Annotated in this window: 19 protein-coding genes; 15 read left to right on the forward strand and 4 right to left on the reverse strand. The window is 64.0% G+C overall.

Annotated elements, in window-relative coordinates; translation table 11 throughout:
- Both SCD90_RS10925 and pepN read right to left on the reverse strand, forming a co-directional pair.
- Complete coding sequence (locus tag SCD90_RS10925; RefSeq protein WP_319844715.1) at positions 1–2,112, reverse strand: sensor histidine kinase; 2,112 nt, start codon at positions 2,110–2,112, stop codon at positions 1–3.
- 302 nt (positions 2,113–2,414) lie between these two features.
- Positions 2,415–5,054: an aminopeptidase N gene (gene pepN, locus SCD90_RS10930; RefSeq protein WP_319844716.1), complete on the reverse strand. Its 2,640-nt coding sequence runs from the start codon at positions 5,052–5,054 to the stop codon at positions 2,415–2,417.
- Positions 5,055–5,175: 121 nt separating this feature from the next.
- On the opposite strand from pepN, the gene SCD90_RS10935 reads away from it, so the two are divergent.
- The 9 genes from SCD90_RS10935 (at position 5,176) to SCD90_RS10975 (ending at position 12,387) form a co-directional block, all read left to right on the forward strand.
- Complete coding sequence (locus tag SCD90_RS10935; RefSeq protein WP_319844717.1) at positions 5,176–5,514, forward strand: hypothetical protein; 339 nt, start codon at positions 5,176–5,178, stop codon at positions 5,512–5,514.
- A gap of 245 nt (positions 5,515–5,759) precedes the next feature.
- The gene (locus tag SCD90_RS10940; protein WP_319844718.1) at positions 5,760–7,526 is read left to right on the forward strand and encodes an SGNH/GDSL hydrolase family protein; all 1,767 of its coding nucleotides are present in this window, start codon (positions 5,760–5,762) and stop codon (positions 7,524–7,526) included.
- A 72-nt stretch (positions 7,527–7,598) separates the two neighbouring features.
- Positions 7,599–8,432 (forward strand): glycoside hydrolase family 19 protein, encoded by an 834-nt coding sequence (locus tag SCD90_RS10945; protein ID WP_319844719.1) that lies wholly within the window; start codon positions 7,599–7,601, stop codon positions 8,430–8,432.
- On the forward strand, positions 8,429–8,812 hold the full coding sequence (locus SCD90_RS10950) for a hypothetical protein (RefSeq protein ID WP_319844720.1): 384 nt from the start codon (positions 8,429–8,431) through the stop codon (positions 8,810–8,812). The genes SCD90_RS10945 and SCD90_RS10950 overlap by 4 nt, the downstream gene beginning before the upstream one ends.
- Positions 8,809–9,228, forward strand: a complete 420-nt coding sequence (locus SCD90_RS10955) for a hypothetical protein (protein WP_319844721.1) — start codon at positions 8,809–8,811, stop codon at positions 9,226–9,228. The genes SCD90_RS10950 and SCD90_RS10955 overlap by 4 nt, the downstream gene beginning before the upstream one ends.
- Positions 9,206–9,499, forward strand: a complete 294-nt coding sequence (locus SCD90_RS10960; protein WP_319844722.1) for a hypothetical protein — start codon at positions 9,206–9,208, stop codon at positions 9,497–9,499. The genes SCD90_RS10955 and SCD90_RS10960 overlap by 23 nt, the downstream gene beginning before the upstream one ends.
- Before the next feature lie 196 nt (positions 9,500–9,695).
- Complete coding sequence (locus tag SCD90_RS10965) at positions 9,696–10,385, forward strand: outer membrane protein (protein WP_319844723.1); 690 nt, start codon at positions 9,696–9,698, stop codon at positions 10,383–10,385.
- A gap of 167 nt (positions 10,386–10,552) precedes the next feature.
- A complete protein-coding gene (gene dusA, locus SCD90_RS10970; RefSeq protein ID WP_319844724.1) occupies positions 10,553–11,551 on the forward strand; it encodes a tRNA dihydrouridine(20/20a) synthase DusA in 999 nt (332 codons plus the stop codon).
- Positions 11,548–12,387, forward strand: coding sequence for a sulfite exporter TauE/SafE family protein (locus tag SCD90_RS10975; RefSeq protein ID WP_319844725.1), 840 nt, complete (start codon positions 11,548–11,550; stop codon positions 12,385–12,387). The genes dusA and SCD90_RS10975 overlap by 4 nt, the downstream gene beginning before the upstream one ends.
- Here SCD90_RS10975 and SCD90_RS10980 read toward each other — a convergent pair whose 3' ends face one another.
- Complete coding sequence (locus SCD90_RS10980; RefSeq protein ID WP_319844726.1) at positions 12,388–12,681, reverse strand: hypothetical protein; 294 nt, start codon at positions 12,679–12,681, stop codon at positions 12,388–12,390. It abuts the gene before it with no gap.
- Between the two features lie 48 nt (positions 12,682–12,729).
- Positions 12,730–14,259 (reverse strand): sensor histidine kinase, encoded by a 1,530-nt coding sequence (locus SCD90_RS10985; RefSeq protein ID WP_425265679.1) that lies wholly within the window; start codon positions 14,257–14,259, stop codon positions 12,730–12,732.
- Between the two features lie 484 nt (positions 14,260–14,743).
- Between SCD90_RS10985 and SCD90_RS10990 the strand changes: the two genes are divergently transcribed.
- The 6 genes from SCD90_RS10990 (at position 14,744) to otsA (ending at position 19,668) form a co-directional block, all read left to right on the forward strand.
- Positions 14,744–15,310, forward strand: coding sequence for a sigma-70 family RNA polymerase sigma factor (locus SCD90_RS10990; protein ID WP_319844728.1), 567 nt, complete (start codon positions 14,744–14,746; stop codon positions 15,308–15,310).
- A complete protein-coding gene (locus tag SCD90_RS10995) occupies positions 15,307–15,720 on the forward strand; it encodes a hypothetical protein (protein ID WP_319844729.1) in 414 nt (137 codons plus the stop codon). The genes SCD90_RS10990 and SCD90_RS10995 overlap by 4 nt, the downstream gene beginning before the upstream one ends.
- The gene (locus SCD90_RS11000; RefSeq protein WP_319844730.1) at positions 15,717–16,181 is read left to right on the forward strand and encodes a periplasmic heavy metal sensor; all 465 of its coding nucleotides are present in this window, start codon (positions 15,717–15,719) and stop codon (positions 16,179–16,181) included. Before SCD90_RS10995 ends, SCD90_RS11000 begins: the two co-directional genes overlap by 4 nt.
- Positions 16,182–16,233: 52 nt before the next feature.
- A complete protein-coding gene (locus SCD90_RS11005; RefSeq protein WP_319844731.1) occupies positions 16,234–17,349 on the forward strand; it encodes an Mrp/NBP35 family ATP-binding protein in 1,116 nt (371 codons plus the stop codon).
- An 87-nt stretch (positions 17,350–17,436) separates the two neighbouring features.
- Positions 17,437–18,180, forward strand: coding sequence for a trehalose-phosphatase (gene otsB / locus SCD90_RS11010; RefSeq protein WP_319844732.1), 744 nt, complete (start codon positions 17,437–17,439; stop codon positions 18,178–18,180).
- Between the two features lie 69 nt (positions 18,181–18,249).
- A complete protein-coding gene (gene otsA / locus SCD90_RS11015) occupies positions 18,250–19,668 on the forward strand; it encodes an alpha,alpha-trehalose-phosphate synthase (UDP-forming) (protein ID WP_319844733.1) in 1,419 nt (472 codons plus the stop codon).
- Positions 19,669–19,678 lie beyond the last annotated feature (10 nt).

Consider the following 19,678-nt stretch of genomic DNA (forward strand, 5'->3'; position numbering starts at 1 on the left):
TCAACTGGCGAGGGCCTGAGGCAGCTGGGCGTCGTCGGACAGCGGTAGCCGCACAAGGACGATGGTGCCTGCTCCAACGGTGGAGCGGATGCGCATGCTGCCATTGTGCAGTTCAACGAGCGAACGTGCGATGGCGAGGCCGAGACCGGAGCCCTTGTGCGTCTTGGTGAACTGGTTCTCGACCTGTTCGAACGGACGACCTAGCTTCGAGAGCGCTTCGCGGGGGATGCCGATGCCGGTGTCCTCGACATAGATATTGATGGCGCCACCGACCGGACGTGCGCGCACTGTGACGCGGCCTCCGGGCGGCGTGAACTTCACGGCGTTGGAGACAAGGTTCAGCAGGATTTGCTTGAGCGCGCGGCGATCGGCTTTGGTGACGATGCCGGTTGCCGCCTCGGCGCGAAGGGCAAGCCCCTTCTCCTGAGCCAGCGGCATGATGACCCGCATCGCGTCGAGGACAGTGGCGTCCAGATCGACGTCTTCCAGGCTGATGCGATGATGGCCGCTCTCGATGCGGGAGATCTCGAGAATGTCGTTGATGACGTCCAGCAGGTATTTGCCGCTGTCTCCGATGTCGCGGCAGTACTCTTCGTATTTTGGCGAGCCGAGTTGGCCGAAGGCGCCGGAGCTCATGATTTCCGAGAACCCGATGATCGCGTTCAGGGGCGTCCGGAGTTCGTGGCTGATATTGGCGAGGAAGTCGGACTTGGTCTTGTTGGCGCTTTCGGCCTCGGCCTTCTGCTCGGCGTACTTCTCAGCCAGATCGTGCAACTGCCGGGCCTGTAGCTCCAGCGCCTGCCGCGTCTTCTGCAGGTCGGCGATGGTCGCGGTCTGGCGCTTCTCGCTTTCGAGCAGGCGTTCTTCGTGGCGCTTCAAGGAGGTGATGTCGGTGCCGATCGACACGAATCCACCGTCCTTCGTGCGACGCTCATTGATGTGCAGCCAGCGGCCGTCCTCGATCTGCGCCTCGTAGGTCCTGGCGCCTTCCTCGGGGCGACCTTCAGGCCTGATCTGCGTGCGCACCACCGGAGCACGGCCAGCCGAGATCACCCGCTCATAGGGTGTGCCGGCGGCAACGGCGGCATCGTTCAGGTCATAGAAGTGCTGGAACTTCGAGTTGCAGAGAACGAGGCGGCTGTCGGCATCCCACAGCACGAAAGCCTCGGAAATGGTCTCGATAGCATCGCGGAGCCGGAGGTCGGCCGTGACGGTGCGCTCCGCCAAGCTACGTTCCTCCGTAACGTCAACGCAGATGCCGATGACGCGGGGGGACTGGCCGTGGCGGCGGACCACCTCGGCGCGGATGCGCATCCAGATCCAGTCGCCGGAGGTGTGGCGCACGCGGAACGCCTGATCGATGGCGGAGGAATCGCCGCGCAGCAGTTCATCGGCAAGTTCGTAGAGGTCGACGTCCTGCGGGTGGACGACGCCAAGGAAGGTGCCGAACGAGATCATCTCGTTGCGCGGCTCCATTCCCAGCAGTTCGTACATCGACCGCGACCAGAAGATGCGTCCGCGCGCGAGGTCCCAGTCCAGCAGTCCAGACCGGCCGCGGGAGAGGGCGGTATCGATCCGCGTCTGCAACTGGCTTGCGAGCGCAACGTTGCCGCGCGCCCTCGCGGACTGCAGGTAATAGGCTGTCGCGAAAAGAGCTGCGAGTGCGCACATGGCCGCGATCGACATCGCCATCAGGCGGACTTCGGCGCGCCAGTCGGCAAGAGCGTCTTCCTGGGGCCAGACGAGGGTGAGTTGTCCCGCCGCTTCGGGCAGGTTCCGCACAGTGGCCATGATCGGTCCTGAGCCCGGAGGCTCAAGGGTCATGACGCCGGCCTGAGCGGCAAAGGTGGTGAGCGCGCCAGCCGGGCCGATAGCGGCTTCAAGATCGCCGCCGAGGGTGCCAAGGCCGGTGCCGGTCACAGCAATGATCTGTCCTGCAGGATTGGTTACGAACAAACCTCTGCCGAGAGTGGTGGCGGAAAGAACGGCCTCACTGCGGATGAAAGCAGAGGCCTGGGACGCGAGGTCGGGCTCGGTGATCGCGCTGCGCTCGGCTTCCCCCGCAAGATGGCTGGCGACCAGACTGAGCGTCTCGCTGGACTGGCTGAGCACCCGGGTTCGCGTCTGTACCCCATGAAGTACGGCCGCTGAAACCGCACATCCAATGAGAAGAACAGTCAATACCACCACAGAGTGCCGGATCAGCCACTGCGTACCGGCAAGCATAGGTGAGGCGGCCGCGGCAGCTTTTGCTGGACGTTTGCTATCCTGCTTTGCAGACAAAGTGGCCGTATGAGCCTGCGCCATGCGTAGGGCTCCCTTTCAGGTAGCGATCACTGTAAGCCCGGCCACGACATACAAGGCAGCAACGGATTGATCGCATTCGAATCAAAGGGAGCTGATTTGTCTAGAGTCTAGGTTAACGCGCGGCTTACCAGATCGTTAACATCCGCCGACAGTGACCCACTTTCCGCAATCTTTCTGAGCGCCTTTTCAGCCTCGGCGCGGCGAACGGGTTCCAGTGCCCGCCACGTGCGGAAAGCTCCCAGCAGGCGTGCCGCCACCTGAGGGTTCATGCGGTCCAACTGCACCACGTTGTCCGCAAGGAAGGCGAAGCCCTGGCCATCGGGCCTGGTGAACTGCGTGGGATTTCCGGAGGCGAACCCTCCGATCAATGAGCGGACGCGGTTCGGGTTGGACAGGCTGAAGTCGGGATGCTGCATCAAGCGTTGCACCCGCTCCAGAGTGCCGGCCTCGGGTATGGACGCCTGGAGGGCAAACCATTTGTCGAGCACCAGGCCATCGCCCGCGAAGCGCGATGCGAAAGCGTCCAAGGCGTCTTCCCTCAGCCTGCTCTCGATCTGGGACAGCACGGCGAGCGCGCCGATCCGATCCGTCTGGTTATCGGCAGACACGAACTGAGCATAGGCGATGTGGGCAGACCGCTCGTCCCGGCGTGCGGTCAGGAGGTCGAGCAGCACGGTTCGCAGCGCGCGGCGTCCAGCACCTGCGGCATCGGGCACATAAGGAGCGGGCACGGACGTTGCTTCGTAGCGAGCGCGCAGGTCATCCTCCAGCGCCGCAAGAAGGGACTGCTTCAGCCGCAGCCGGGCGTTGTAGATGGCGTCCGGATCCACGTCCCGCCCGATCTCTCGTGCGAGATCGGCTTCCGATGGAAGCGTCAGCAATTGTGCGAGAAGGGCAGGGTCCAGCGCCGTGTGCGCCAGTGCTGCGGCAAAGGCCTCGATCTGCGGCGCATCATCCGGCATCGGCTCGGTGGAGCGAAGGGCATGAACCGACTTGATCAAGACTTCCGTGGTCGCAGTCTGCAGCACCTGCCAGCGATTGAACGCGTCGTCGTCGTGGCGCGCGAGGAACAGCCGGTCTGCTTCGGGCAGATCGGTCTGCAGATTAATGGCCGCCGAGAACCCCCGGTTGAGCGAGAGAACGGGCCGCTTCGGAAGCCCCTTCCAATCGATGCGGCTGTGCGCATCGGAAAGAACGATCAGTTCTCCATCGCCTGAAGAATTTTCCACGGAAAGCGGCGTTCCGTTCTCGCCGAACAGGCGGTAGGCGAGGGGAATCACCATCGGCTTCTTCGTGTCTTGGCCAGGAGTGGGCGGCACGGCCTGCTCCAGTTCCAGGGTGAAGGTGCCCCCGGCTTCATCCCATGAGGTTTTTGCCCGGACGGTGGGGGTGCCGGCTTGCGAGTACCAGAGGCGGAACTGATCGAGGTTCCTGCCGGACGCTTCCGAAAAGCAGGCGATGAACTGCTCTATCGTGGCGGCCTGGCCGTCATGCCGCTCGAAGTAGAGGTCCATGCCCTTGCGGAAGCTCTCAGCTCCGATGAGCGTCTTGAGCATGCGGATGACCTCGGCGCCCTTCTCGTAGACCGTCGCCGTGTAGAAGTTGTTGATTTCGCGATAGCTTTCCGGACGTACGGGATGCGCGAACGGGCCGGCATCCTCCATGAACTGGACGGCGCGCAGTCCACGGACATCGCTGATGCGCTCTACGGGACGTGACCGCATGTCGGCGGTGAATTCCTGATCACGGAAGACCGTGAGCCCTTCCTTGAGGCAAAGCTGGAACCAGTCGCGGCAGGTGATGCGGTTGCCTGTCCAGTTGTGGAAGTATTCATGGGCAATGACCGCTTCGATGCCGGAATAGTCGGCGTCCGTGGCTGTGTCCGAGCTCGCTAGAACGTACTTGTCGTTGAAGACATTCAGGCCCTTGTTCTCCATGGCCCCCATGTTGAAGTCCGACACGGCGACGATGTTGAAGACGTCGAGATCGTATTCGCGGCCGAACTTCTCTTCGTCCCAGCGCATCGAGCGCTTCAGTGCGTCCATGGCGTAGCCGGCGCGGTCCTGCTTGCCGTGCTCCACATAGATGCCGAGTTCGACATCGCGTCCGGACATGGTGCGGAAGCTGTCCTTCAGTTGCGCGAGATCGCCGCCGACGAGAGCGAAAAGGTAGGACGGCTTGGGGAAGGGATCGTGCCAGACCGCAAAGTGCCGATCGGTGCCTTCAATGGAGCCTGCGCTCTCCGGATTGCCGTTCGAGAGCAGGATCGGAGCCTCGGCCCGATCCGCCTCGATGCGTACCCGGTATGTGGCCAGCACGTCCGGTCGATCGAGGAAATAGGTGATGCGGCGGAAGCCCTCCGCTTCGCACTGGGTGCAATAGGTGCCGCTCGATCGGTAGAGGCCCATCAGCTTGGTGTTCGCCGCCGGGTCCAGCGCGGTGACGAGATGAAGTTCGAAGGGCCCTTCAGGCGGGGCGGGGATCACCAGCGATTGCGCGGCGACCGAGTAGTCGGACAGCGGCAATGCGCGGCCATCGATCTCTAAGGGGCCGGACAAGCGAAGATCGTCGCCATCCAGAATGAGCGGCGCATCGGGCCTGCCCTGCAGATTGCGGCGGAGCGACATACGGGCAGAGACCCGCGTGGCCGGGCCGTCGAGCACCACGTCCATTTCGACGTGGTCGATCAGGAAGTCCGGCACCCTGTACTCGGACAATTTCACGGCGCTCGGCTGTTCAGGACGCATTCGGCTCTCACTGGCTGAAGTCGTGCGCAGCATACACCGCCGATTGCCGAGGGCCAGCACGGGCCGGCGATCGCGGGCCCGGGCGTACACCGCCAACATTCACCAACCAAGAGGTTCCGAAATGAGAGCTTTCCTCGAGAGCAGTTACCCGCTGACGGGTGCGCGGGCGAGCCTGGCGCCGGTACAGGCCGATCATATCGACCGCCTGGCGTTGCCGGCGAACCAGGCCAAGTCACATCAGGTGCCCGCCGGAGCACGCTTCGTGCTGTTCAGCCCGACAGCTGACTTCTACGCCCGCTTCGGTGCGGCCGGACTGGTGGTGGCTTTGCCTTCCGGCGATGTCATCGACGGCAGTGCGGCAGAGCTGAACCCCGGCGCAAGGTCCATCCCGCCAGAGGCAACGGAGATCGCGTTGATCTCGCCGTCGGAGTGCCAGATCACGCTCTCCTTCTACGCGTGAAGGCGACAGGCATGAACGCCGCCTTTCGAGCCACCAGCCAGTTCAGCGGCAGCCCCGGTCATTCCTCACCTCTGCTTTCGCCGCGGCGCCGCACGACGCTGCCGCCGGAGACCGCCACGCGGGCTCTTACGCTGGCCGGGAGTCCGATCTTCCTTGGCCACCGTCCGCTGACGCTAGGCCAGCGCTGACAGCTTCAACCACAGCCGCCGCGAGGCGGCTTTTTCTTTTCTGAATGGAGAATCTGAATGAGCAACATCGACATTGCCGCTCCCGGTGAGGCACTGGCTTCACTGGCCAATGCGCTTGGCCCGCTGATGCAGACTGCGCCGGTGGCAGCCGAAGGCTGGACGTCCACCCGTGCGCTCGGCGCTGCGCTGGCTTTCATCGCGCGCCAGCCGGTGGACCGCCGCCCGCCCACGCAAACCGACGACGCCAGCAAGGGGTACGGCGTCGGCAATATCTGGGTGACACAGGATCGACAGGTTTACCGTGCCTTGCGGGTCACGACCGGCGCCGCAGCCTGGCAACGCCAGCCCTCGGCGATCGCACTGGCGGGAGACATCGCTTCCGGGCTGGCAGCCGCGTTCGGCATCCGCAAACTTGTTTCGGCGTATAGTGGCCCGGGCTTGCAGGTGACGCGCACCTCGGACAATGCGGCGCTGGACATCGGCTTCCGCAGCGACGGCAGCCTCGACACACCGGCCCTCGACAAGTTCCTGCTCGGTACCGTCGGCAAGGTTTCCGTGTGGTACGACCAGAGCGGCAATGGACAGCACGCGACCTCCGGCACGAACCTGCCGAACGCCACAGCCGAGGATTTCTTCGGCAGCGACCGCGGCGTGTTGTTCGATCACCAGGTGACGTTCAACGCCGTGGGCGGCAAGGTGAAGCAGTCGCTGGTGCTGCCGACCAGCCTGACGGCGAACTCCAACGCGCTATCCGTCGTGTCGCTCGCCAGCTTTGCGCATGTGACGCGCAACAGTCCGATCATCGAACTCAGCCCGGCCACGGGGCAGACGGCTGCGATGTGCTTCGGCAATTCCTACCAGAACGGTGTCGCGTCCCTTGCGGCGCGCTTCGGCGCATCCTGGAAATGGCTCGCGGGCTACCGTCCTCCGATGAACGCCGTGGTGACGGGATTCTCGTCCTCCGCCTCCAATCTGCAGTTCTGGGGCGAGGACAGTTCTTCCACGTCCCTTTCCCCGGTCAGCGGAACGGCGCTTGCGGGAGGATTGGTCGGCGGCACCACGCTCTTCACCGACGGCAATGGCGACCCGGATTTCGGCTACAACGTGCAGGGCGCGCTGCTGATCTTCTCTCGGGGGATCACCGCGTCGGAATATTCGGCCGTGATGACCTCGCTCTACGCGCATCACCGCCTGTGCCCGCAAGCGCGGGACACGATCGTGGTGGACGGAGACAGCATCACGGAAGGGGCATTCGCAACCGACTTCCAGAGCTGGCCGCGCAGGCTGATGAAGATGTCGCCCCGCCCGACGCGGGTCTACAATGTCGCCATCTCGGGTGGTAACTTTGCGTCGCAGACGCAGGCCACGCAGATCGCCCGGTGGGTGCCGCAGCTCTACAAAGCGAACCTGCCGTCACTGACCCTGCTTTTCGGGACAGGTTCGAACGACCTGCAAGCCAATGGCGGCACGGTCGGCTATGCCGCAACGATGACCGGCACCTCCGTGCCAGCTTATCTTGCGGCGGTGCGAGCGGCCGGCTGGCAGGCCCCCATCCTGATCGCCACCATCCTGCCGCGCAGCAACATCTCGGGGCAACGGGAGACGGAGCGCCAAGCGTACAACACCACGATCCGCTCCGCCTCGTTCCTCCTGGCGAATGGGCTGGCGGGCGTGTCCGATGTGGCGGCCGATCCGACTTTCGCGGCGCCGGGAGCTTCGGAGGATGCTGCGATATATCAGGACGGCACCCACCTGACCAATCTGGGGACGTCCTATGACGCGGCGGCGCAGATGCGTGCGCTGGCACCCAGGTTGGCCGGATAACCGGCTCCTGCAATCCCAAACCCCGTCCGCTTCGAGCGGGTTTTTTTGTGCCTTGGATCAGGAGGTCTGCGGATGCGTCTCGATCGGAAGACGTTCTTCGCCTATGCGCGCCGTGCGCCATTCGGCAACAGGCTGTCGCGCCAGCAGGTGGAAGGGCTCGACGCCCTTCTGGATGAGTGGGATAGCGGCAGATACGGCCGCGATGCCCGCCATTTTTCCAATGTCTGCGCCCAGGTGTTCCACGAGACGGGCGGGCGCATGTCGCCCGTCCGCGAGGGGTTTGCCGCCTCGGACGCGGAGGCCCGCCGTGTGGTGGCGCAGCGGCGCTACGGCAAACGCGATGCGGGAACGGGCCACGTCTATTACGGACGTGGCGCCATACAGCTGACCTGGGCGGAGAACTACCGCCGGCTGGGCAAGGCGCTCGAACTGCGGCTGTATGAGCAGCCGGATCTCGCCCTCGATCTGCGGACCAGCGCCCTCATCGCGTTGAAGGGCATGGCGGAAGGGCTCTTCACGGGAAAGAAGCTCGCCGACTTCTTCAACGATGCCGAGGACGATCCGGTCGGGGCGCGTGCCATCGTCAACGGGCGTGACAAAGCCGCTTTGGTGGCGAGCTACCATGCGCAGTTCCTGGGAGCGGTGACAGCAGCCGATCTCTCCTCGCCCCGTCCTGCCGATGTCAGCACGCGGGCCGCCCAACCCGACGATGTGCGGCCGGTGGAGAGCGCGGGCGTGCTGTCGGCGCTGGCGGCCTTCATGGCGGCCGGCGGAACGGGGCTTGTCGCAGCCGTCAACAATCCGTGGGCAGCGCTGACCCTCGTTTGCCTGAGCCTGATGGCCTTGGCGGTGGCGTGGCTCGTGTCCTCCGGCCGCCTGCAGGTGACCCGGAGGACGGTGCCATGATCGCCGTGCTTGGAACCCTGTTCCGCTGGCTGGGCGGCGGTGCCCTGGACCGCCTGCTCACGTCTGTCGAGAAGCGCGTGGACAGCGAATCGGAGCGAGAGCGCATCAAGGCGGATCTCGTGGCGAGTTACATGCAGGCACAGGTGCAGGTGCTCGCGGGGCGTGGATGGTGGTTTCCGCTGCTGTTCCTGGGGCCTGCCGGGTTCTGGTTCGCCTCCGTGTGCATCTACAGTGTGCTGTGGTGCGAGAGATGCGCCTTCCCGCAGGTATGGACCATCGCGGCGCTGCCGCCGCCGCTGGACGAGTGGATGGGCGTGCTGATCGGCTCCCTCTTCGTAGGTGCCGGCTTGAAGACTGTCGTCTCGGCGCTGAAAAGATGAGCCGGCATCAGCAGCAGGCGCGGGAGAGGGGGCTCGAATGGCTGTCGTCGATCATCATGGTGGCGTGGGGAATCATCCTCGCGCAGCCGGGAGACACCCTTTCGGCGGCGAACTTCAGCGAATCCGCGGCGCACGGGGTCGCGGAAGATGGTCTGGCCTATGTCTTCGGGGCGTTGGGCGGCGTGCGTCTCGCCGCGCTCTACATCAACGGGCGATGGCCGCGCACGCCCCTGCTCAGGATGATCGGCGCGGGAGCGGGCCTGCTGCTCTGGGGGCAGATCGCTTCCATGTTCGGCACCAGCTATCTGGCGACGGGAAACGCCGGCACCGGCTTTGCAGCCTATGGCTGTCTCGCCATGGCGGAGATCTTCAGCATCTATTGGGCGGCTTTCGATGCTCGGTATAACCGTCCCTGACGCTGTCCTGATCCTGGGTGCGGGGACGGCGATTCTCACCGCCTATCTGGGCACTCAGAAGGGGAACACCGCGCGCCGCGAAACGCCTCCCGATCCCGCAATGGCCATCTTCAGCAGCACGATGGTGGACACGGCCACGTTCCGGGACCTCGTGGAGGTGTTGAAGCTTCTGGTGGTCGCCATCGAATCCGGAGTGCACGCAAACGAACGCCGGGCGCGCGATCGGCAGGCACAATTGCTGCAGGACCTTCTTGAGCGGCTTGACCGCTGAGCGAGGTCTGCCTGTTAAGGTGTTGATAAGAATTGCCCTTTCCTACAGGGGCGAATACACAAAAGCCGTTGGCCTGCCGCTTTTGTGCCTCATTTTGTGACACTGACGGCCGCGTGTGTGACACGAACGACACGGACATTGTGACGACTCTGCGGTAGGTTCAGGGCATCAGTTGAGTTCAAACGAGGGTATCACAATGATCCGCAACATCCTGCTGGCCAGCGCGGCCACTTTTGCAATGGTTGGCGGCGCTGCTGCTGCTGACATGCCTGCTTACCCGGCTGAAGCTGCTGCGGTTGTCGAGGCTCCGGTCGAGAACACCTGGTCCGGCATGTACGTCGGTATCCACGGCGGCTGGAACTGGAACGAGACCGGCGAAGACGGCTTCTTCGGTGAGACCGAGTCCGACGGCTTCGTGATCGGCGGCCAGGCTGGCTACAACTGGCAGATGAACAACATCGTGTTCGGTCTCGAGTTCGATGGCTCCTACGTCGACAACTCCGACGATGTGGCCGATCCGGACGGCGACGGTGTTGCTCTCGGCTTCGGTATCGAGCAGAACTACCTCGTGTCCGCCCGTGGCCGTCTCGGCTTCGCCTTTGATCGCTTCCTGGTGTACGGCACCGGCGGCGCGGCCTTCACCGGCCTGGACTTCGAGTTCGCTGATGGCGGCGAAGACGACGCCAACTACTTCGGCTGGGTTGCGGGCGGCGGCGTCGAGTTCGCTCTGACGCAGAACGTCACGCTCGGCGTCGAGTACCTGCACTACGAGTTCGGCGATGAGACCATCGGCGACGACGATCTGGGCCTCGGCGACATCGACCTGACGAACGACGTTGTTCGTGGCCGCCTGAACGTCAAGTTCGACAGCCTCTTCGGCAACTGATCTGACGGTCCTCCGGGACCATCGGAACTGATAGACCCCGCTCCGGCTCAGCCGGGGCGGGGTTTTTCGTGTTGTTCGTGCCCCTGGCGCGCGTTGACGCGGGCGCTGCCCGGGTCCATGTCACGCTTCCAGAGCCGGCATGTCCCCGGCCATGTGGATCGGAACCGTTGAGCCTTCAGCCCGAGCAGCTTCGCTTCTCCGTCGCACCAATGATGGATTGGACCGATCGGCATTGCCGCGTCTTCCATCGGCGGCTCAGCAAGCGGGCTCGCCTCTACACCGAGATGGTGACGACAGGAGCCGTGATTCACGGCCCGCGAGACCGGCTGCTGGGGTTCTCCGAGGAGGAGCATCCTCTCGCGGTCCAGCTCGGCGGGTCGGACCCGGTGGCATTGGCCGAGGCTTCGCGCATCTGCGAAGGCTTCGGCTATCAGGAAATCAATCTGAATGTCGGCTGCCCCTCCGACCGCGTGCAGGACGGACGGTTCGGCGCCTGCCTGATGCGCGAGCCGGAACTGGTAGGGCGCTGCGTCTCCGCGATGGTGGAGGCGGTGCGAGTTCCCGTCACCGTGAAGTGCCGGATCGGGGTGGACGAGCAGGACACCGGGCCGGCGCTCGACGCCATGGCCGATTCGGTTGTCTCGGCGGGAGCATCGGCGCTCATCGTCCACGCCCGCAAAGCATGGCTGCAAGGACTGTCACCCAAGGAGAACCGGGACGTGCCGCCGCTCGACTACGACCGCGTATACCGTCTGAAGCAGCGGCTGCCGGATCTTCCGATCTGCATCAATGGTGGTGTCACGGACATGCCTGAGATCGTCCAGCATCTGGAGCGGACGGACGGCGTCATGCTGGGGCGTGCCGCGTACCATAATCCCGGTTTGCTTTGGGAAGTCGACCACCTGATGTTCGGTGAAGAGCCCCAATTCGAGAGTGCGCGGGCCGCTGCAGAGAGCATGATTCCCTATATCGACGACCATGTGGGCCGTGGCGGCAAAGCAAGCGATGTGACGCGGCATATGCTGGGCCTGTTCCCGGGGCAGAAAGGTGCACGCGCTTTCCGCCGTCACCTCTCCACCTATGCCGTCCAGCCCGGCGCGTCCGGCCAAGTGCTGCGGGATGCGCTGTCCATGGTCGAGGATGCGGCCCTGGTGCAGGCCGCGTGAGCCTCTTTGGCATAGCAGCGGGAGATCTGGCGGTCCTCGTCGGATCCATGCTCGCGGCGGGCGTGGCGTCGGGCGTTCTCGCCGGAATGCTGGGGGTTGGCGGAGGCGCGGTCATCGTACCGGTGCTCTACCAGCTGTTCACTTTCCTCGATGTGCCGGACGAGGTGCGGATGCATCTGTGCGTCGGCACATCGCTTGCCGTGATCATCCCCACCTCGATCCGCTCGCTGATGAGCCATCATCGCCGCGGAGCCGTGGACTTCAAGGCGCTGCGAATCTGGGCTGTGCCTGTTGCCGTGGGAACGGCTTTGGGAACCTTGCTCGCGGCCTTGATCCCGTCCGCGGGACTGGAACTGGCCTTCGCGGTTTTCGGCATCGTCATCGGCTTGCAGATGCTGGTTCTCGGGACCCGCACCCTCAAAGTGCGCGACGACCTCCCGGGACCCGCCGGCATGTCTGCCTATGGGCTCGCTATCGGTCTGTTCTCATCCCTGATCGGGATTGGCGGCGGCTCTCTTGGAAACATCGTCTTTGCGATTCATGGCCGCTCGATGCACCAGGCGGTGGGCACGGGAGCGGGCCTGGGCCTTCTGATCTCGGTGCCGGGAGCCATCGGCTTCATGATCGCAGGCTGGCCGGAAATGGCGATCCTGCCGCCATTGTCCGTTGGCTATGTGTCGGCGATCGGCGCATTGCTGCTCGCGCCGGTCGCGATGCTTACGGCTCCCCTAGGCGTGCGAATCGCCCACGGTTTTTCGTCGCGCCAGCTTGAAATTGCGCTGGGCACCTTCCTTCTCCTGATGGGTGCACGCTTCCTGTTCGGCGTGCTGGTCTGATCAGCCGGCTCCGAACATCGCGGCCAGTCGGTCCTTCCAGACGTACAGCAGGGCAATGGCGCCGATGATCGCGAGCCAGATCGCGATGTGGATGAGCGGTCCGCCGGAGGAGCCCGCCCGGTAACGCCCGAACAGTCCGCTCCCGATCAGGACGGCCAGCGAAAGGGCCGCGACCAGCCCGGCGATCCGGTCTCCCGAAGCATCGTCCATGACGCCCAGGCTGTCGAAAACGACGAGGCCGATAATGGCCGTGACAACAACGGCAAGAGCCGCAAGAGCAAGAGGATTGCGCATCGTTCCCTATATAGAGCAATGCGCCGGCATCCTAAGTCGCGGATCTTTTCAACTGGCGCGACGAAGCCAGTCATCCTCTGCGTCGGCAGGAGGCAATGCGCTCATCACGCGGGAGGCGGGGAAGCCTACGGTGATCTCTGTACCCTCCCGCAGCTTGCTGCGAAGATCGAACGTGCCGCCGTGAAGGTCCACCAGGCCTTGCACGATGGGAAGACCCAGACCGGCGCCTTGCTCAGGCGTCTTGATGGCGATCGCACCCTGTCCGAACGAGGAGAGGACGATGGGGATCTCGTCTTCCGGTATGCCGGGGCCGGTGTCGCGCACGGAGATGAACTGGCCGCCATTCTCCAGCGAGCCGACCTCAAGCCTGATCTCACCGCCTTGCGGCGTGAACTTGATGGCGTTGGACAGCAGGTTCAGCGTGATCTGGCGAATGGCGCGCTCATCGGCCCAGAGCGGTGACAATCCCGCATCCACCGTATTGTGGATGGTGAGACCCCGGTTCTTGGCCCGCAGCTTCAGCAGGTGGTGGCAGTCCTCGACCACATGACCAAGATTGACCGCCTCCTCGTTGAGTTCATAGCGGCCCGCTTCGATGCGCGAGAGATCGAGCAATTCGTTGATGAGATTCAGCAGATGCTCGCCACTGGCATGGATGTCCCCGGCGTATTCACGATAGGTCAGGTTGACGTGCGGCCCGAAGACTTCGCTCTTCAGCACCTCGGAGAAGCCCAGGATGGCGTTCAGCGGCGTCCGCAATTCGTGACTCATCGCCGCCAGGAAGCGTGACTTCGCGACATTCGCGCTTTCCGCGCGCCGCCGAGCCTCATCGGAGTTCGACTTCGCCTGCTCGAGCTCCCCGATCAAGGCGTCCTTCTCGGCGCGGAACTGCAGGGCCGTCAGCGAAGCGCGAAACAGCCTGCGGCCAAGAATGATGAAGAACAGCTGCGACAAGGGCGACAGCACAGCGAGAGCCCGAAGCTGGGGATCGGGCATCATCAGAAAGAAGATCGCCAGCCCTGCCGTGATCGGCAGCGAGGCACCGTAGACGAGCGGCCCCAGCGGGGCTGCAAGCATCACGCGGCTCGCGACGCCCAGCAGAAGCCCGAAGACGAGGAATATCGGCGCGCTGAGGCCTGGCTGATCGGCCAGTTGCAACACGATCAGCGCAAATGCCGTCGCGCTCGATGCTTCGCCGACGAGAAAGCGCCGACGCCATGCGGCAAGGGGCTCGCGCCGGCCGTCTTGCTTGCGGCTGAAACGCTGCGCGACGAACAGCACGGCTGCGTGCGTGCCCAGCACGGGAAGGAGCCACAGCGCGACTGCGGTCCAAGGCAACCACATCAGCAAGGCCGCAGCCATGCCGAGTTCGATGCCAAGGACAGGCACGGCCGCCGCGAGCCGGTTCTGGCAATAGGCGCGGGCCAGTTCCAGATCGAAGGCTGGCTGCGTGCCGGCTTCCGAAGTCAGGCGCGCGCGCGCTTCGCGCACTTTCTGCGTGACGTGACGGCGTTTCTCGCGGGCCTGAACGGCTTCGTCGCTCCCTGCCTCTGCGAGCCGGCGCCGGATCTCGTTCATCGTCCACGCAGCATCGTCCGTAGCAAGAAGAGGCTTGCCGGAACTTGGCAGACGATCGTCTATCTCATGCGCCATGGGGACCACTTTACGTGGTCGGCATTAGGAACTGAAAACCTTAAGCCCGTGCTGAGCAACAGGGTTGACGAGACCTTTCAGTATTGCCTCGGATACCAGACTCCAGTCGCGAGTGATTTTCCTCCTGACCGCGCAGGGGCGCGACCGGATACGCGTATCAAAGCCGAACCCGTGGAAGGAGGGGGCGCCGTTGTTCGGTCTGCTGAAGCGCACGATCCGTGTTCTCGCGGTTGCTGCCGCCCTGTCGTTGCCAAGCTTGGTAGGAGCGCTCTCCGGCACCGCCTGGGCGCACGATTGTTCGCATGCGCCGGTAGCAAAGGGGGGCGAAGCAGTTGATGCCCTGCATTGAAAGTGGCACCACAGCTGCGGCGACAAGGATCCGGCGTGAGTTCCAGCCCCCGAATGTGCAATGCTTAATGCCGCTTCCAGCGATGATGAGCTCATTGCACGGGCAGGACAGGGTGACGAGGCGGCCTTTGCTGTCCTCACGCGGCGCCACGCTGCACGGGCGCATGTTCTTGCCGCGCGGTTCCTCGGTTCCTCGTCCGATGCGGAAGATGTGGTTCAGGACGCGTTCTGGCGCGCGTGGAAGACAATGCCCGCCTGGCGACCGGGGGTCGCGGCCTTTCCCACATGGCTTCACCGCGTCGTCGTTAATCTCTGCATCGACCGGCAGCGCCGCGCACGTCTGCGCAAGTTCCTGCCGTTCCTCGACGGCCTGGACGCGCCGAGCGACGAGGTTGGCGCCGACCGGAAGTTCCAGAACAGCAGCGAGTTGCAGGCGGTGCTTGCCGACATACAGAAGCTTCCTCCACGTCAGAGGGCCGCTTTGCTGCTGGCCGCCGAAGGCGAACGAAGCAACCAAGAGATCGGGAACGTGCTGGAGATTAGCGAGAAAGCTGTCGAATCTCTTCTGGTCCGTGCGCGGCGAACCCTGCGGGCCAAGCTCCGGGAACGGGAGGAACTGAGCCAATGACGATGACGGTCGCGCAGTTCGAAGATGCTCTGGATCGCTGCGGCGCTGATCTTTCGGTGTGGCCGGTCGGCCTTCGGGCCGAGGCGGCAGGATTGCTGAAAGCTGACCCTGCAGCCCGGCGCTCGCATGGTGAAGCGGAGCGGCTTGCGGGGGTGTTGTCCCAGGCCATGACAACGAGGCAGTTGACGGCTCCGCAGCTCGGACGTCTCGTCCAGGGACTTGAGACGCGGCGAAGGGCCCCGGCGCAGAAGCGGCTGTTCTCACAGCGCCAGCTCGCTGCCTTGCTTGGGCTTGGGATCCTAGTTTTCAGCGCTGGTGCCTGGACCGGGTCGAGCGTCGCGCAGGATGTGCAGGAGGTGGAGATCGCCTTCGTGGATCTCGATGCGGCTGGGCTGGGGTTTGATCGTTGAGCCGCGACCGCATCCTGATCACAGTCTGCGTGCTGTCCCTAGTAGGTAACCTGTTCGCCGCCGGCTTCTTCCTGATGCCCCTGCTGACGGGGCCAGACCAGAAGTTGGGGAGGCTCGTCTCGCTGGCCGGCATCAGTCGTGCTCCAGATGGATTGATGATCCGAATCGACCAGCGGCTTCAGGCTGATCGAACCTCCATGGAGAACGCCTTTACCGAAATGCGTGCGGCGCGCGAGGCCGTGCGTGTGGAAATGCGAGCCGACCCGGTGGATCAGGCGCGGCTGGATGCCGCCTTCCGAACACTGCGCGAGAAAACGAGCCTGCTTCAGGAACAGGTACAGATTTCCGTCGGCGCTGCAGTTAAGGACGCTCCTGCGGAGTTGAGGGCAGGGATCCGATCCCGCCATGCCGACAATGGCGAGGGCACGCAGACAAAACTCGGCGGTTCCACCGGGCAGTAGATTTGACCCACGCCGCGCGGGCACTATGTTGGCGCCCTTCGCGAGGTCTGACATGCCGTTTACCAGGGACGATATCATCCGGGCGCTCAAGGCCGTGCCGGCACCTGACGGCCGAGGATCCTTGGCGGACTCGCCCGACCTGACCGAGATTTCCATCTTTGACGACAAGGTGTCGTTTGCGATCGTCACAACGGCGGAACGTGCCGCCTCGCTGGAGGCTCTTCGCAGCGCGGCCGAGGCCGCCGTGAAAGCGGTGCCCGGCGTGACGGGTGCGCTGGTTGCGCTGACAGGTGAGCGGCCTGCGGGGGCGGCCAAGCCGCCGCGTCCTCCCGCGCCGATGGCGGCTCCGCCGACGACCGGCAAAGCCGGAGCCGAGCTGGATGCCCGGCACATCATCGCTGTAGCCTCGGGGAAGGGCGGCGTCGGCAAATCCACCACGGCCGCGAACCTCGCTCTTGGTCTTGCCGCCAAGGGGCACAAGGTGGGACTGCTGGATGCCGACGTCTACGGACCCTCAGTTCCGGTGCTGTTCGGCGTGAACCACAAGCCTACGTCGAATGGCAAGATCATCGAGCCGGTTGAGGCTTACGGCATAAAGCTGATGTCGATCGGCTTCCTGATCGAGCAGGACACCGCCATGGTCTGGCGGGGGCCAATGGTAATGAGCGCCATCAGCCAGATGCTGAAGGACGTCAATTGGGGCAAGCTGGACGTCCTCGTGGTCGACATGCCTCCCGGCACAGGCGACGCGCAACTGACCATGGCTCAGCAGACGCGCCTCTCAGGCGCCGTCATTGTATCGACGCCGCAGGACCTCGCGCTGGCTGATGCGCGCCGCGGCATTGCCATGTTCCGCAAAGTGGATGTGCCCATCCTCGGCATCATCGAGAACATGAGCTATTTCTGCTGCCCGAATTGCGGTCACCGGACGGATCTGTTCGGGCACGGCGGCGCCGAGACCGAGGCCCGTCGTCTTGGTGTTTCGTTCCTTGGCGCGGTGCCCTTGCACTCGCGTATCCGGGAGCTATCCGATGCCGGCACGCCGGTTGTTGCGCTGGAGCCGCAGGGCGAGCACGCGAAGATGTACAGCTCGATCGCCGGAATGATCTGGCACCGACTCGAATCCGGTACGGGGCAACGCCCCGCGCCTCGGATCGTGGTTGAATAACAGCCGCTACGCTTGCGTCGTAGCCTCGGCAGTTCACTCGCACGCGATAGGAAGGCGGAAGCCATGAAGGCGGCAGAAATGGTTCAGATGCCAAACAGACTGGCTGACATCTCGCACGACCGGACTGCGGTGTTCCTCGACGTGGACGGCACTCTGCTGAACATCGCGGAGCGTCCCGAAGGCGTCGTCGTTCCGGAGGATTTGCCGCGGACGCTCGATCGGCTTCGCGAGGCCTGTGGCGGTGCGCTCGCGCTGGTGACGGGGCGGGAGATCGCGACCGTCGACGGGTTCTTCGCGCCGCTGCGCCTCGCCGTCGCGGGCGTGCATGGAGCTGAGATTCGTCTGGCGGACGGCCGGGACGTTGGTCTTCCCCCACACCCGCATCTTGCCGAAGTCACGGCGCGCCTTCAGTCCTTTGTGGAGCGTAACGAAGGCTTGATCCTCGAGAAGAAGGGCCGCGCTGTGGCGATCCATTTTCGCCAGGTGCCGGAACTCTGCCAAGCTGTCGAGAACGTGGCGCGCGAGGCCCTGAGTCTTGCCGATGACGGGCTTGAGCTTCAACTCGGAAAGATGGTCGTCGAACTCCGTCCGGCACGCGCGGACAAGGGAGCAGCGATCGACATCTTCATGGAGACCGAGCCGTTCCGGGGTCGGGAGCCATTGTTCATTGGCGATGACTGGACGGATGAATCCGCCTTTCAAGCGGTGAACGCACGTGGCGGGCGCTCGATCCGCGTGGGCCGCGACATACGGCCGACGGAGGCGAAAGAGAATCTTCCGGACGCAGATGCGGTGCGGGAATGGCTGGCCCGGATGGCCGGGCAGGTTTAAAACACTAATTAGCGGCGTCGTGACTGCGCCCGTCCGGGTGGCGTTCTTCGCTTAGGAAGGATTTCGAGTTTGGCGCGTCTGGTTGTCGTCTCGAACCGTGTTCCCGTTCCCAGCGCCAAGGGTGGCACTGCGGCCGCGGGAGGGTTGGCCGTTGCGCTTGAGGCAGCGCTCAAGAGCCGTGGCGGCTTGTGGTTCGGCTGGTCAGGAAAAACGAGCGGCGATCGTGAGATCGAATGGCTGGAAATTCGCGACCACGGTAATGTGACCTATGCCGTGGCCGATCTGAACCGGCGCGATGTCGATGAATACTACACCGGGTTCGCCAATCGCGCGCTCTGGCCGCTCTGCCACTACCGGCTCGACCTGACCGACTTCTCCCGCAAAGACATGGCGGGCTATTTTCGGGTGAACCGATCGTTTGCCCGACTCCTGGCACCATTGCTGAGGCCGGATGATCTCATCTGGGTCCACGATTATCACCTGATCCCGCTGGCCGCGGAACTCCGGCATATGGGGGTCAAGAACCGCATCGGTTTCTTCCACCACATACCCTGGCCGCCGGCAGACGTTCTTTCCACGCTTCCCGTCCACGACACCATCATGCGTGGGCTCGCGGCGTACGACCTCGTTGGTTTCCAGACCGACTACGACGTGGAGAACTTTGCGGGCTGCATGATCCGCGAGGGCTTCGGCAAATCGCTCGGCCATGGCTGGTTCGAGAGCTACGGCCACAAGTTCCAGGTCGGCAACTTCGCGATCGGTATCGATACCCAGACCTTCGTCGCCATGGCGGAGGAGGGCATGAAGAACTCCATCGTGAAGCGCACCTGTGACAGCCTGCGCAATTGCGATCTGGTGATCGGCGTCGACCGTCTCGATTATTCGAAAGGCATCGGCCAGCGCATCGAGGCCTTTTCGCGCTTCTGCGAGATGAGCCCGAGCGCGAAGGGGCAGGTGACTTTCCTGCAAATCACGCCCAAATCGCGGTCCGAAGTTCCCGAATATGCGCAGATGCAGCGCGATATCGCCGAATTGACCGGGCGCGTGAACGGATCATTGGGCGATGTCGACTGGACGCCGATCCGGTACGTCAACAAGACGCTGGGCCGAGGGGCTCTCGCGGGACTTTATCGGATCGCCAAAGCCGGTCTGGTGACGCCCTTGCGGGACGGCATGAATCTCGTAGCCAAGGAATATGTGGCTGCCCAGGACCCCACCGATCCTGGAGTGCTGGTGCTCTCACGCTTCGCAGGCGCGGCCCGCGAGATGGACGGTGCGTTGATCGTCAATCCGTACGATGTGGAGGCAACCGCGAACGCAATAGGGCGGGCCATCTCGATGCCGGTCGAAGCCCGGCGTGAGCGCTATAATTCCATGATGCCGAAGCTCCTGGAGCACGATGTGGCGGCTTGGTGCCGCGATTTCCTCGATGTGCTCTCGGCCAATGAGGAGTTCGAGCCGGAAGCTGGGCTGCGCGCGCTCAATTGATGGCACCGCT

Origin of the sequence: Terrihabitans rhizophilus (genome assembly GCF_033898525.1) — a bacterium.
GTDB classification, from domain to species: domain Bacteria; phylum Pseudomonadota; class Alphaproteobacteria; order Rhizobiales; family Methylopilaceae; genus Flaviflagellibacter; species Flaviflagellibacter rhizophilus.

Bases quoted from the DNA above. Each gene is read 5' to 3' on its own strand.
- SCD90_RS10965 (WP_319844723.1), top strand. From the start codon at position 9,696: ATGATCCGCAACATCCTGCTGGCCAGCGCGGCCACTTTTGCAATGGTT.
- SCD90_RS10960 (WP_319844722.1), top strand. From the start codon at position 9,206: ATGCTCGGTATAACCGTCCCTGACGCTGTCCTGATCCTGGGTGCGGGG.
- SCD90_RS10995 (WP_319844729.1), top strand. From the start codon at position 15,307: ATGACGATGACGGTCGCGCAGTTCGAAGATGCTCTGGATCGCTGCGGC.
- SCD90_RS11005 (WP_319844731.1), top strand. From the start codon at position 16,234: ATGCCGTTTACCAGGGACGATATCATCCGGGCGCTCAAGGCCGTGCCG.
- SCD90_RS10985 (WP_425265679.1), bottom strand. From the start codon at position 14,259: ATGAACGAGATCCGGCGCCGGCTCGCAGAGGCAGGGAGCGACGAAGCC.
- pepN (WP_319844716.1), bottom strand. From the start codon at position 5,054: ATGCGTCCTGAACAGCCGAGCGCCGTGAAATTGTCCGAGTACAGGGTG.
- otsB (WP_319844732.1), top strand. From the start codon at position 17,437: ATGCCAAACAGACTGGCTGACATCTCGCACGACCGGACTGCGGTGTTC.
- SCD90_RS10950 (WP_319844720.1), top strand. From the start codon at position 8,429: ATGATCGCCGTGCTTGGAACCCTGTTCCGCTGGCTGGGCGGCGGTGCC.
- SCD90_RS10945 (WP_319844719.1), top strand. From the start codon at position 7,599: ATGCGTCTCGATCGGAAGACGTTCTTCGCCTATGCGCGCCGTGCGCCA.
- SCD90_RS10935 (WP_319844717.1), top strand. From the start codon at position 5,176: ATGAGAGCTTTCCTCGAGAGCAGTTACCCGCTGACGGGTGCGCGGGCG.
- SCD90_RS10940 (WP_319844718.1), top strand. From the start codon at position 5,760: ATGAGCAACATCGACATTGCCGCTCCCGGTGAGGCACTGGCTTCACTG.
- SCD90_RS10980 (WP_319844726.1), bottom strand. From the start codon at position 12,681: ATGCGCAATCCTCTTGCTCTTGCGGCTCTTGCCGTTGTTGTCACGGCC.
- SCD90_RS10955 (WP_319844721.1), top strand. From the start codon at position 8,809: ATGAGCCGGCATCAGCAGCAGGCGCGGGAGAGGGGGCTCGAATGGCTG.
- SCD90_RS10990 (WP_319844728.1), top strand. From the start codon at position 14,744: ATGCTTAATGCCGCTTCCAGCGATGATGAGCTCATTGCACGGGCAGGA.